Source organism: Neisseria sp. 83E34 (assembly GCF_001308015.1).
Lineage (GTDB): Bacteria > Pseudomonadota > Gammaproteobacteria > Burkholderiales > Neisseriaceae > Neisseria.
On record NZ_LGYH01000007.1, the window covers coordinates 127,460 to 141,391 of the forward strand.

Annotated in this window: 9 protein-coding genes; 8 read left to right on the forward strand and 1 reads right to left on the reverse strand. The window is 35.8% G+C overall.

The annotated features are described in order from the left end of the window. Positions 1-250: 250 nt before the first annotated feature. The 8 genes from AKG09_RS08495 to AKG09_RS08530 all read left to right on the forward strand — a co-directional run bounded on the left by AKG09_RS08495 (position 251) and on the right by AKG09_RS08530 (position 12,393). Complete coding sequence (locus AKG09_RS08495) at positions 251-1,357, forward strand: stealth conserved region 3 domain-containing protein (protein WP_054619014.1); 1,107 nt, start codon at positions 251-253, stop codon at positions 1,355-1,357. An 18-nt stretch (positions 1,358-1,375) separates the two neighbouring features. Continuing rightward, positions 1,376-5,167 carry a CDP-glycerol glycerophosphotransferase family protein gene (locus tag AKG09_RS08500; protein WP_054619015.1) on the forward strand — a complete coding sequence of 1,264 codons (3,792 nt, stop codon included), beginning with the start codon at positions 1,376-1,378 and terminating at the stop codon, positions 5,165-5,167. A gap of 595 nt (positions 5,168-5,762) precedes the next feature. Further along, positions 5,763-8,030: a galactosyltransferase-related protein gene (locus AKG09_RS08505; protein WP_054619016.1), complete on the forward strand. Its 2,268-nt coding sequence runs from the start codon at positions 5,763-5,765 to the stop codon at positions 8,028-8,030. 137 nt (positions 8,031-8,167) lie between these two features. Beyond that, complete coding sequence (gene galE / locus AKG09_RS08510) at positions 8,168-9,181, forward strand: UDP-glucose 4-epimerase GalE (protein ID WP_054619017.1); 1,014 nt, start codon at positions 8,168-8,170, stop codon at positions 9,179-9,181. Between the two features lie 170 nt (positions 9,182-9,351). Further along, a complete protein-coding gene (gene kdsA, locus AKG09_RS08515) occupies positions 9,352-10,188 on the forward strand; it encodes a 3-deoxy-8-phosphooctulonate synthase (protein WP_197272137.1) in 837 nt (278 codons plus the stop codon). A 201-nt stretch (positions 10,189-10,389) separates the two neighbouring features. Beyond that, positions 10,390-10,590 (forward strand): hypothetical protein, encoded by a 201-nt coding sequence (locus AKG09_RS08520; RefSeq protein WP_054619018.1) that lies wholly within the window; start codon positions 10,390-10,392, stop codon positions 10,588-10,590. 625 nt (positions 10,591-11,215) lie between these two features. Then, a complete protein-coding gene (locus AKG09_RS08525) occupies positions 11,216-11,716 on the forward strand; it encodes a pilin (RefSeq protein WP_054619019.1) in 501 nt (166 codons plus the stop codon). Positions 11,717-11,895: 179 nt separating this feature from the next. Further along, complete coding sequence (locus tag AKG09_RS08530) at positions 11,896-12,393, forward strand: pilin (RefSeq protein ID WP_054619020.1); 498 nt, start codon at positions 11,896-11,898, stop codon at positions 12,391-12,393. A gap of 353 nt (positions 12,394-12,746) precedes the next feature. On the opposite strand, the gene argE is transcribed toward AKG09_RS08530, so the two are convergent. Beyond that, positions 12,747-13,904 carry an acetylornithine deacetylase gene (gene argE / locus AKG09_RS08535; RefSeq protein ID WP_054619021.1) on the reverse strand — a complete coding sequence of 386 codons (1,158 nt, stop codon included), beginning with the start codon at positions 13,902-13,904 and terminating at the stop codon, positions 12,747-12,749. Between the last annotated feature and the right edge of the window lie 28 nt (positions 13,905-13,932).

The window sequence follows — 13,932 nt, forward strand, 5'->3', positions numbered from 1 at the left end:
AAATTCCAAAGCATATTGCATTATACTAAATATTGTTATTAAAATATTCATTTGAACCTCGAAGATTGTAAACGAAAACAAAACAAAGCAAATACTTACAAATATTAATAATTAAACTTAGGGATCTACAAAGATTACAAATCTTCACAGAATACGCATGCAATCTTAACTATTGACTAGATAGTCTGAAAAAATTCTAAGATTTGCAACACACCCCTCTTTCAAAATTTCTCAATTCTCCAATACCGTAATGAAGAAAATAAAAAAGTTTATTAACCACCCAGGAATTTTTTTTAGGGATTATTTAAATAAAAAGCATCCAATTATCAATAACGAGCAGTATATTATTCAATCTGAAGAATCCATTGTTATCAAAAATGAAACCGAATTATTAAAACAAGATGCTTTAATTTACCCTCATTCTTCTGTAGATATAGATGTAGTTTTTACTTGGGTTGATAATCAAGATATTAATTGGCAAAATAATTTTATGAAGCATGTAAACAAAAATACAACTTCTTCTGGATTATATGCAAATGATCAAGCACGTTTCAGTAATCACAATGAATTGTTTTATTCAGTTCAAAGTGTGAAATATTTCATGCCATGGGTTCGCCACATTTATGTCGTTACTGACAATCAAACTCCAGATTGGCTAAGCCCCACAGACTCAAAAATAAAAATCATTGATCACAAAGAAATTATAGATAATAGTTTCCTACCCACATTTAATTCACATGTAATTGAAGCACATCTCCATAACATTAGTGGTCTAAGTGAACATTTTATTTACTTTAATGATGATGTTTTTGCAGCCAGAAACTTATTAACTCAACATTTCTTTCGCAGCAATGGAATAGCATCTATTTTCGTTGCAAAAAAAAGCTTAAATGCTATGAGAAACAAGGGAGTCATGACACCAACTCTTTCGGCTTCTCTTAATTCCATTAAATTGTTGAGCAAATATTATTCAGCTCAAATTGATGCGCCTTTAGTCCACACTTATGTACCATTAAGAAAAAGTGCTTATGAAAAAGCATGGGATATTTTTAACACAGAAATTAAAGCCTTTTTACATAATAAATTTCGTACCAATCAAGATTTAAATCTAGCCACATTTTTGATACCTTGGTTAATGTATTTAGATGGTCAATCTTTCATGGCTCACGAAATTTGCTATTATTTCAATATAAGATCCCCACATGCAGAAAGCCAATACAGAGCTCTTTTACAATTAAAACAATCCGACTCCGCCCCCCACTCATTTTGTGCCAACGACTTTAATAGCCAGAATCAAATCGACAATTATCAAGAAAAATTAATAAGCGCACTAAAACAATATTTTAATTTTTCTTAAATTTTAGGAACTATTCCGATGAGTCAAATCAATCGAAAATTCAGAAAGCTTTTACGAGACCCTCAATTATTCTTTAAAGATATGTATTTTAAGCACAGTACTCGGGCAAAAAAATTTTTACCAATAAAGTATACAGGCAACTATGATTACACTATAGTTACTGCCATCTATAATGTTGAAAAATATTTAGATGATTTTTTTGACAGCATAACAAAACAAAGCTTATTCTTTAAAAAACATATACAAATTATTTGTGTAGATGATGGATCCACTGACAACTCCGCCAAAATAATTAACAATTGGCAACGAAAATTCCCTAATAATATACAATATATATATAAAGAAAATGGTGGACAATCATCAGCAAGAAATCTAGGACTTGAATATACCACAACAGAATGGGTTACTTTTATTGACCCTGATGATTTTATCAACACCGATTATTTTAAAATAGTCGATACTGAAATAGCAAATAACCCCAATACCCAAATGGTTGTAAGCAACCTTATTTTCTTTATAGAGACTAATAATAGTTATAAAGATACTCATTCACTTAGGTATCGATTTAATAAAAAAGTTAATAAAGTAGAAATTACAAATTTAGAAAATAATATAAACTTATCCGTAGCTTCAAGCTTTTTCAGAACACAATATATTAAACAATTCAATTTATTATTTGACCATAAAGTTAAACCTAATTTTGAAGATGGGAAATTCATTGCAGACTATCTATTAAACCAAACCTATGGTTTTGCATTGTTCCTAAAAGATGCTCATTATTTTTACCGCAAGCGAGGTGACCAAAGCTCCACGCTTAATAAAGCATGGCAGTCCGCTGAAAAATTTTTTGATGTTCTAAAATATGGCTATATCCCTATGCTAGAAGATTTTAAAAGCAAACAAGGGCATATACCTACATATATCCAAAGAACCGTATTATATGACGCAGCTTGGTACATAGATTACTTACTTAACCAAGATGGTCGGACTTCCTTTCTGACGGAAGAGCAAAAAGAAGTTTTCCATCTTTTATGGAAAGATATTTTTACCTACATCGATACCAAAACCATTTTAGATTTCAATCTAGCAGGCACTTGGTTTCTATATAGAGTTATTTTTCTTGAATATTTCAAGCAACAAGAAATGCCCTATCAATTTGCTTATATTGAAAACATAGATAAAGATCAGCAATCATTTCTATTATCTTTCTATTCATATAAAAAACCATATGAACAAATATTATTAGACACTCAAAGTATAGCTCCTGTTTCAGCAAAAACTGTAACCTACACCATAACAGGTAAACCTGTAGCATACGAACGTCGCTTATGGATTTCATATAAAGAGGCAACAAATAATCAAAAATTCCATTTATTATTAGGAAACAAACCAGTTAAAATTTCAATTTTAGGCAGCCGCCATAACAATGGTGTAAGCGCCGATACTATTATCTCCTCGTTTTCTCCTTCAGCAGAATATCAAACCGGCCGCTCTGATATCTGGATAATTATGGATAGAGACATACAAGCAGATGATAATGGAGAACACTTTTATCGTTATGTCCAACAATACCATCCCGAACAACAAATTTTCTTTGCCTTAAACAAAGATTCCCATGATTGGAATAGACTCAGCAAAGACGGTTTTAATCTGCTGGAATTTGGCAGTGCTGGATTTGAAGCAAAATTAAAAATTGCATCAAAATTAATAAGTAGCCATGCCGACGAATACTTTGACAACTATTTCAAAGATCATTATCAATATAGTAAAAAGTATATATTCCTTCAGCATGGAGTGACTCAAAATAATATTTCCTGTTGGCTAAACCGCAAAAAAAATATTAAGTGTATGGTTACGGCTACAATTCCAGAATACCATTCCATTGCAGATGACTTATCGCCATATAAACTAAGTAATAAAGAAGTGGCGCTTACAGGATTTCCACGTCATGACAAACTATTGGCAGGAAACCAAACCAATACTAGAACCATTCTGATTATGCCGACTTGGAGAAGCAGCATTGTCGGGGAAGCCACAGGGCAAGGAAATGTCCGTAAACTCAATAAAAATTTCATGAACACGACCTATGCAAAACATTGGTGTCAATTTTTAAATAGCCGCGCACTTAAAGAAATTGTAGAAAAATACAATTACCAACTGGTATTTGCTCCCCATGCAAATATTGAGCCTTACCTTACTTTAATGAATATTCCAAACTATATTCAAATATGGAAAGCAGCCACTGGAAATATTCAAAGCTTATTTCAAACCTCTACCTTCATGATTACCGATTACTCATCGGTAGCTTTTGAGATGGCTTTCTTAGGAAAAACTGTTTTATATTACCAGTTTGATAAAGAAGAAGTTTTTTCTGGGGGCCACATTACTCAAAGCGGCTATTTTAAATATGACCAACATGGTTTCGGCCCTGTTTCAGAAACAGAAGACCAACTTTGTAACGATATACTTGAAGTTTTAGAAAACGAAGGCCGGCCTTATGAACCTTACCTAAGCCGTATTGAAAAAACATTTGCATTTAGAGATCAAAATAATTGCAAACGTGTTTATAACGCGATAAAAGCATTGGATATTCCTAAACAACATACCAAAACAGAAATTGTTGAACAATACATTAATTCTTCTATTCAGCATCAAGCTTGGAATAGTGTTTTAGATTTATGTAACTCACTAGCATCAGATAATTATGAAAATCCAGCTTTTCTAGAAGAAACCCAGTTCCTTGCTTTATTCAAAACTGGAAATTTTATTGAGCTTAAAGAATTACTGAAATTCAGCAAACATGCATTAAAAACAACCATCTCATATTGGCAAGCCAAATTATATACCGTTCAATCCGAATGGGAAAATGCGATAAAAACACTCAGTTCAATGTCAATAAGAAACAATTTCACAATCTTATTGCTAATTGAGTGCCATGCACGGCTTCATAACACGACAGCAATAAAACAATTAATTGAGGAGTATGATCAAAACGTTAGTGAACAATGTTTAATTATGTCTAATGTATGGATTCTTTATTCCGAGAAAAAATGGCAAGAGTTGTGTGATTTTCTTACAAGAATGTTACCCTGTTTTAATACAAAAGACTTGATCGAATATAAGCCCCAATTACTGCTGGCATATGCTCAGCTACGTGCAGATTGTTTATCTGAGGCACATCAAACCCTGTTGGCTTATGAGAGACACACTTCTGATGACTGGGAATGCCGCTTAATAATTGCACATCTGTCTTTTGTGAAAAAAAACTACACAGCCACAATAAAACAATTGAAGCAGGGATTTAAAAAACAATATGAATACATTCCAGCCACAACACTGCCAATTTTATTGGAATCTCTAGAAAAAACGGACAATCACGAAGAGCTAAAACAAGTATTAAGCATTGCTTGTCAACGCATACCCAACCATTTTTCTGTTTTAAGAACCAACATTAAACTATGGGAAAAAGAGAAAAACTGGTTAAAAATTCTGCACGCAACACAATCTGTTCATGAAACAGATTCAATAGAAATAATTTATCCTGCCATATTGGCTAGATACAGATTAGGCTTATTGGAAGAAGCTTATAATACTGCGCCCAGACCAACCAGCCAGCACCATTATCAATATTGGGTACTAATTGCAGAACTATCCATGTTGCTAAAAGACTACACCATAACAGAATACTGTTATCAGCATATGATTGCCTTATTTCCAGACATACAATCAGAAGAAAATTGGCGTAAATTGCATGATTTAAGAGAACGTCAGGCTTCTTATACGTATTTATTGAATCATACAAAGCAATAACAAACAATGTAATGCTCAGCACAATTTATCTAAAATCCAACTCTTTTTGGCCCAATTAATTGCAATGCCATCATTGTACGAACGTGCCTGTTTGAAAAATTCAGACAGGCATATTTTTATGTTAACTTTATAACACCAATAAACTATAGCAAATAAATAATGAAACCTATGATTACAAAACTGAATTCTGATGTGTTACATGACCTACCTTGTTGTTTCTCCACTCTCCAACTTGTCGTCTTGTATGAAATATATATTTCACAGTAAAACAACATAAAACAAAAACTAAGAAAATATTAACAAGTTTATTTATACCAAAAAATAAAATAACCACAATAAAAATAAAACTTGCGCAACTATCTTCGCTATATTACAATGCCATAATTAATTTTGAAAATTTAACAATCTAAATAGTTTTTAGATGAAAATATCTTAAAAGCAACCGATTCTAGAGTTTTCCATATAGACTGCAAGGTGTGCATATGACACATCAAAGCTGAAATCTCACAACCAATAAAAAACAAAATTTTAGCAAATTTATTATTTATGCAAATTAAGCTTTATGTATTAACTTGGCTATTAACGGGGTTATTTAATGTTAGTTCATAATCAAAATGAAAATAAATCCATTTCCTTTAGTGTAGATGTCATTATTCCCGTGAGAACTCGCAAGGAATATGATTTAATACCACGCTTACAACATCGTTCCTTATATTCAATTCCATCAAATGTTAATTTTGTAATAGTTGATTACGGCTCTCCTCAAGAAGATAGTGATCTAATAAAATCTATATGCGAGCAAAATAATTTTAAATACATTTTTGCCGACACTTCTTGTGAAATGTGGAATGCATCTAAAGCTCGCAATATTGCACTATTAGAATCTGAAGCAGATTATGTTGTATTTGAAGATATTGATTTAATTTCACACAAAGATTTTTACTCTTGGATTAATACCCAAATTAAATCATTCCTTATTCAAAGAAACTGGCCTTTTTTTGTAATTCCAGTTTCATACCTAACAGAAGAAGGATCACAAAATTTAACTGCTCCTTTAACCACAGAAGCATACGATGAACTTGTATCTGAAATATTTAATGCAACCGATTCAGATATGATTGAGTTCCATGCCCCTGCTTCATCCTATTTAGTTTGCTCTCGTGAACACGCATTGTTTGTTGGGGGATATGACGATTCATTTGAAGGATGGGGATTTGAAGACTCGGATTTTTGGTTACGCCTTCTGAAAAAATCCAATATAGAAAAGCCGCGTGAATTTTATAAATTAGACACCCGTCCATATTCCAATCAAGTACAGTGGAGGGGATGGCGTTCTCTATTTCGAATTTTTGCAGATATTATTGGCCAAAAAGGTATTTACAGTTTTCATAAATGGCATCCCATTGCAGAGCATCGTTCACCCGCAGTAAGAGAAAAGAACCATCAAATTTTCTTATCAAATACTGCTCGCTATTCAAATGAAAAATATGAATTGCCTCCACTTTGGAACCCAAATAAAAAGACGCATCTTTTTCTAACTAAAAACCCTCATTCTTATACTCATGAGGTTTTTAAATTCTTTAACAACCCGCTTTTAATAGAAGAAAACAATATTAGTATATTATTTTTAAACAAACTGATTAAAACCTATAATATTGAATCGGTTATATTTAATAACCCTTACGGCAATCCTAAACGGCAAGCGTTATACCAAGCCTTAAAAACACAAGGCATTCCATGCTATGTTATAGAGCGTGGGGCTTTACCGTGGTCAATCTATATTGATCCAAATGGTTTTTGTGCTGAAAGTAATTCATATTCTGAAAACAATTGGCCTACTACATTAACAGAAGAAAATAGACAAAAAACTATTGAATATATTTCCCATTTAAGAAGCAGTGGTTCTAGCTTGGAGCCTCAATCATCTCTTATTGGAAAAGATAATCTTAAGCGTAAATTATTTGGAGACTCAAATAATATCAAAATACTTTTTGTAGCTTTACAATCTCCAAGTGATACAACTACAAATTTTTTCTGCGGAAATATTAAAAGCTATGACAACTTCATTAATGAAATTAAAAAGCTGCCATTCCTTTTAGAAGAAACCGAATGGCGGGTTATATACAAAAATCATCCACTAACTGTAGAGAAAGTCAAAATAGATAATGCCATAAATGTTGATGATTACCACATCGGTGACATTTTAGATGCTTGCGATGCAGTTGCACTAATTAATAGTGGTGTAGGCGTATTGGCTGCTGCTTACCAAAAACCCGTTTATTTTTTCGGCCAGACATTTTATGAATGTAGCGGTTTAAACCAACTCGCTATTGATGCAGTGGATCTTTCTCAAAAATTAACACAACAACCATTTGCTTTTGATAAAGAGAAATCCCTTAAATTTATTTCTTATTTAATAAATGATTTTTATTCTTTTGCCAAATGGGATAGAAGAGAAAGAAACCATACCAAACTAGCTAAACTATCGATATCTGAAAATATTAGATACGAGGTAGTTCGCGTACCAAATAAAGGTGAGAAAGTAATCAACAATACTGCACCTATCAACTTGAGAAACAGTTTTCTTTTTGATAGGTATCGTTTAGACGATTATATAGAAAGAAATAATGCAAATAAAAAAATTGAAAAACCAACACCTCCCAAACCGGTTGCAAAACCTCAGATGCAAACACCTCCTCCTCCGAAGAAAATTAATAATGCGAATTTAGACAGAATGGTTCGCCAAGACCAATTAAAGCTTATGTCTCACAAGAGTACTACTTTAAAAAGAAAACTGAATAAATTAGTCCGTAATCCTAAATTGTTTTTTGCAGATTATTTATTAAAAAGAATAAGTCAATAAACTAAGTATCATAATCAATTTTCTTCATAAACTTTATAAATTTATCAGCATCCAAATGGCAGCTATTCAATCTTGCATTGAATAGCTGCAAATAAACTTTGTAAGTAGTTTGGCTTCTATAATTAATTACCATAAAAATGACTATTCTCGTTACGGGCGGAACCGGCTTTATCGGTTCACACACAGTGGTTACCTTACTCCAACAAAACCACGATGTTGTTATTCTTGACAACTTAAGCAACTCCTCGCCCAATATTCTTTCACGTATTTATACGATAACAAAAAAAGAAACATCTTTTTATCAAGGAGACATTCGCGATCGTGCATTGCTTCGGCAGATATTTTACAAACACAAAATAGAAACTGTTATGCATTTTGCAGGATTGAAATCAGTAGGAGAAAGCGTCAACAATCCGATTAAATATTATGATAATAATGTTGTCGGTACATTAATCTTAGTAGAAGAAATGGCAGCTGCCGGAATATTTAATATAGTATTTAGCTCTTCTGCAACAATTTATGGCAATCCAGCTCAAACACCGATTACTGAAACTATGCCTGTTGGCAATACAACCAATCCTTACGGCACTTCAAAATATATGGCTGAACGTGTTTTGGGAGATGTCCAAATAGCAGATCCTCGCTGGAGCATAACATTGCTTCGTTATTTTAATCCGATCGGTGCTCATGAAAGCGGCTTGATTGGGGAATATCCGAATGGCATTCCTAATAATTTACTCCCCTATGTCTGCCGGGTAGCGGCGGGCAAGCTACCTTGTCTTTCTATCTTTGGTAAAGATTATCCGACTCATGATGGAACAGGAGTACGCGACTATATTCATGTAATGGATTTAGCTGAAGGACATTTGAAAGCCATGCAAGCTAAGCTAAATTGCTCGGGCGTTCATATTTATAACCTTGGAACCGGTAAAGGATATTCAGTTTTAGATGTTGTAAAATGTTTTCAAGCTGTTTCAGGTTTAAACATCCCGTATCAATTCAAACCGCGTCGTTCGGGGGATGTGGCTGTGTGTTTTGCAGATCCGTCTTACACAAACCAACAGATTAATTGGCAAGCAACTAGAGATTTAAAACAAATGATAACCGATGCTTGGCGATGGCAATGTAATAATCCCAATGGCTATGAATGATGTGCCATATCATTTTTCAGACAGGCATCTTTACTCAATGCCTGTCTGAAAAAGCTTTAGTAAAAAATTCACATCCAATCCCTCATTAAATAGCATATGCATGCTTATTGTTTTTTCTTATAATCAATTTCGTTATTTTCCAATATTTCTCAATTTACACAAGGATTCCCATGAAGATTGCCAACACCAACCTCTCCAACCACCTTCCGTTTACCCTGTTCGGCGGCATCAACGTATTGGAAGATTTAGATTCCACACTGAAAGCTTGTGAACAATATGTAGAAGTAACCCGCAAGCTTGACATTCCTTATGTATTCAAAGCTTCTTTCGACAAGGCAAACCGCTCCTCAATCCATTCTTTCCGTGGCGTGGGTTTGGATGAAGGAATGAAGATTTTTGAAGCAGTAAAAAAAGAATTTGGTGTGCCGGTGATTACTGATGTACATGAGCCGTGGCAGTGTGAACCGGTGGCTGAAGTGGTGGATGTATTGCAGCTGCCCGCTTTTCTTGCGCGCCAGACTGATTTGGTGGTAGCCATGGCCAAGACCGGCAAAGTAATCAATATCAAAAAACCGCAGTTTTTAAGCCCCTCGCAAATGAAAAACATTGTGGAAAAATTCAAAGAAGCGGGCAATAGCCAGCTGATTTTATGCGAACGCGGTTCCAATTTCGGCTATGACAATCTGGTAGTGGACATGCTTGGCTTTGGTGTGATGAAAAAAACCTGTCCCGACGTACCGATTATTTTTGATGTGACCCATTCACTGCAAACCCGCGAATCCAGCTCTGCAGCTTCAGGCGGCAGACGCAGCCAAGTTTTGGATTTGGCACTGGCGGGCATGGCTACCGGATTAGCCGGATTATTTTTAGAAAGTCACGCCAATCCCGACGAAGCAAAATGCGACGGCCCAAGCGCGCTACCTTTAAGCAAGCTGGAAGACTTCTTGGTTCGCGTAAAAGCAGTAGATGATTTAGTGAAATCATTTCCTGATTTAGACATCCAATAATGCCTGTCTGAAAAACTTTCCCTATCAAAATGCGCAGCTGAATCTTTTCTTTTTCTTATAAGGAATAGATTCAGCTGCTTAAAATTTTCAAGACCTACTATTTTTCAGACAGGCATTTTTTTCCAAGGAAATATGAAGAAGCTGCATGAAAGCAATTTGGCTATATAATAAAACCCACATTTAAGCTAAACAAGATATGCCATGCCGCCGGAAAAAATCTACTACGCAGTAATTATCTTAATTTCCGCCATTTCCATATTACTCAGCCCGTTTTTTTATGTGCAAACAAAAAAGCGCATCAAAACACGCCATGAGATAAAAAACGATTGGAAAATCATCGCAATCAGCAGCGTGATTATGTTCGTCGTTTTATTATTAATCTGTCTGGTTTGGTTGGCTTAGCACACAGCATACTTTTATCCGATCATTTATCGAAACATTCCTAATCTACGGCCGACAGTGCTGACTTGTCTTAATACCAGTTTATTAGAAATACCCCCACGACTTTTCAGACAGGCATATCCATTTCTTACAAAATAGAATTGTAAACAAACCCAAACAATCCTATGTCATAAATATCTTCTATTTAAAAATAAAACCGTTTATCTGGAATTTAAACTAACTAAACTAACTATTTATATGCAAAGCTATTTTTATAAGCATGAGCAAATCCCTTTTACCAAGCCATCCCGACCACACCGGCTGACAAAAAATGTCAGTCAAGATATGTAAATATTTTTCATTAGCTGACAAATTTCGGCACATGACCATAAAGCGACAGCGCCAAACCCAAACAACAGATCATAAAAACAAACCACAAAATAAATAAAAATCAAATAGATAAAAACAAATTCCACAATTTTTCAAACTTTGGCACGCCCATTGCTAGATACCTCATATCTGCGGCAAAACTGGAAACAGTTTGCCGTAACTGATGAAGTTCCCTTCTTTATTATGGTTTGAAGAAATTACCAAATACATTGCGGGATAAATTTTTACTACTTGAATAAATATGGAGTTTGAAAGAATGAAAGCTGTACAAAAAGGTTTCACCCTGATTGAATTGATGATCGTAATCGCCATTATCGGTATCTTGGCTGCGATTGCACTGCCGATGTATCAAAACTATATTGCCCGCTCACAAGTTACCCGTGTTATGGGTGAAGCCGGCAACCTGAAAACTGTTGTTGAAACTTGTATGCTGAATGGTCGTACTACAGTGGCAAGACTTACAAATACTAATGCAGCTACTGCTTGCGTTATCGGCGCTACTGGTTCAAGCCTTCTCAATGGAGCCGCACAAACTGGTGAAAATATTCCAGCTGGTACAGGTGTACCTCAGGTAGCAATTACTGGCAACAATACTGCAACAATTATTGCAACATTTGGTAACAATGCAGCAGCTACTTTAACTGGTCAACGTGTCCAGTGGGCCCGCGATAATACAGGCACTTGGACCTGCTCTACTAATGTTTCAGGAGATTTCCGTCCAGCTGGTTGTACAGCTACATTGACAGCGCAACGATAATAATTTTTAACTATTTTTATTTATTGATATAGTTTTTAAGCAAAAGCGTACTGCATGGTAGGGTGTAGTACGCTTACTTTAAATAAAGTACATTTTCAAAATTTATTGAAATACTTTTTAATATATCTTTTTTGGCATATAAAGAATTTAAAATTAAATTTACTTAAAACGGGGGGAATATGATTAAAAATAGATACAACTCACTTGGATTTAGTTTAATCGAATTAATGATTGTATTAGCCATCATCGGCATACTATCAGCAATCTCAATACCTATATTTCAAAATTATGTAGCAAAGTCCCAACTCACAAGAGTTGTATATGAATTGTCTTCTGCCAAAGCAGGTATTGATACTATTCTCTCTCAGGGTGGATTTCCTACCGTTGACCCTACTCAAAATAGGCAACCCTATACTAATGGTGCGGTTTATGAATATATCGGTTTAAATGGCAGTAATCCTACTTCCAATATCGTGAGCCTAGCTACAATTACCAATAATGGAAATTCATTTTCCGGACTAGAGGCAACTTTAGGTGGTGATGTAAGTACCCTATTAACGGGAACAGTTGTTCGTTTAGAACGAAATCCTATGAATGGAACTTGGCAATGCCAAATAATCTTACCTCCAAATACTAACAAAACAAACTTACAAATAAATAGTTGTATATTTAGTTGATAATAATACCAAAAACTCAGACAATCTTTGTCTAGTATTAACCTGTTACAATTTATGACATAGATATAAGCGTTTGTATGATTATGACACATACCCAATCTTTCTTATTTTTATATAGCCAATCAGCTTAATTTTTGTCACAACGTTTCTGCTCTTTTCGTACCAACTTATTATCTTATTAACTACTGCCTTGTATCAAAAATTAATTTAATTGACTACACTCCTACAAAGAACTCTTTTTATTTAATTAATATTAACGACCAAACACAGATATAAATATAACAGGATAGATATATGAAAATGCCTGTCTGAAACCTTTTCAGACAGGCATTTAACAATACTCTCTTATTGCCTCACTTCGAAAACGCTTTAATCAACCTTTCCAAAAACGCATCACACTGCGCCAGTTGCGCCAATTCGATAAATTCGTTTGGCCTGTGCGCTTGCTCTATATTGCCGGGGCCGCAGATGATAGTGTGGATACCGGCTTGCTGAAAGAGGCCGCCTTCGGTGGTGTAGGACACGCTTTCTTTGGCGGCTGTGGTTTGCAACACATTGAGCAGACCGGTAATTTTCGGGCTGCCGGAAGCGGACATAGCAGGCACGCTGACCATTTCGTCGATTTCGATTAGGGCGCGCGGATCGGTTTTCTGCATCAGCGGCTCCAGCTCGTGCCGGATATGGTCGGATATGGGTTTGATCACATCGAGCACGCTCATTTGCGGCAGATTACGGTAATCAAAGTGAAATTCGCTAAACGAGGGCACGATATTGTTTGCATGGCCTCCGCGGATGGTGTTCACGCTCAAAGTGGAATGGGGCACATTGAAATTTGGGTCGTGATAAGGCGGATGTTTGAAACGCTCGGCAAGTTTTTGGATAAAGCAGATCAGGTGTGCGGCATATTCTATGGTGTTCACACCAAGGTCGGGCAATGAGGAATGCGCGGGTTTGCCGTGCAGGCGGCAGCGGAAAACGTGGATGCCTTTATGCGCCAACACGGCTTTCATGCCGGTGGGTTCGCCGACGATACAATATTCAGGCTTGAGGCCACGCGCCTGTATTTCTTCAATCATACCGCGCGCGCCGAGGCAGCCTACTTCTTCGTCATAAGAAAGGGCAATATGCAGCGGGTATTTCAAACGGGCACTTTTCATAGCCGGCACGGCGGCGAGCACGGCGGCGATAAAGCCTTTCATATCGACGGCACCGCGCCCGTAGAGTTTATCTTCTCTGATTTCGGCGCGGAACGGATGGGAAAGCCATGTTTCGTGTTCGGCGGGTACAACATCGGTGTGGCCTGAAAGTATCAGGCCGCCCTGTTCGCTGCCGTCGGCCGCCGGGATGGTTACGAAAAGATTGGCTTTGCTGTAATCTTCATTTTTGGTTACCCACGGGTTTAGACCGTGAGACAGGAAATGATTGGCTACGCTGTCAATCAGTGCCAAATTGGAATTATGGCTGGTTGTGTCGTAGGCAATCAGGCGGCAGAGCCATTCTATGGTATTCATGCGTGACAAGCTTTGATAGTATGTGGTG

Excerpts from the sequence above, each read along its gene's own strand:
- AKG09_RS08495 (WP_054619014.1), top strand. The coding sequence starts at position 251 with ATGAAGAAAATAAAAAAGTTTATTAACCACCCAGGAATTTTTTTTAGG.
- AKG09_RS08500 (WP_054619015.1), top strand. The coding sequence starts at position 1,376 with ATGAGTCAAATCAATCGAAAATTCAGAAAGCTTTTACGAGACCCTCAA.
- AKG09_RS08505 (WP_054619016.1), top strand. The coding sequence starts at position 5,763 with ATGTTAGTTCATAATCAAAATGAAAATAAATCCATTTCCTTTAGTGTA.
- galE (WP_054619017.1), top strand. The coding sequence starts at position 8,168 with ATGACTATTCTCGTTACGGGCGGAACCGGCTTTATCGGTTCACACACA.
- kdsA (WP_197272137.1), top strand. The coding sequence starts at position 9,352 with ATGAAGATTGCCAACACCAACCTCTCCAACCACCTTCCGTTTACCCTG.
- AKG09_RS08520 (WP_054619018.1), top strand. The coding sequence starts at position 10,390 with ATGCCGCCGGAAAAAATCTACTACGCAGTAATTATCTTAATTTCCGCC.
- AKG09_RS08525 (WP_054619019.1), top strand. The coding sequence starts at position 11,216 with ATGAAAGCTGTACAAAAAGGTTTCACCCTGATTGAATTGATGATCGTA.
- AKG09_RS08530 (WP_054619020.1), top strand. The coding sequence starts at position 11,896 with ATGATTAAAAATAGATACAACTCACTTGGATTTAGTTTAATCGAATTA.
- argE (WP_054619021.1), bottom strand. The coding sequence starts at position 13,904 with ATGAATACCATAGAATGGCTCTGCCGCCTGATTGCCTACGACACAACC.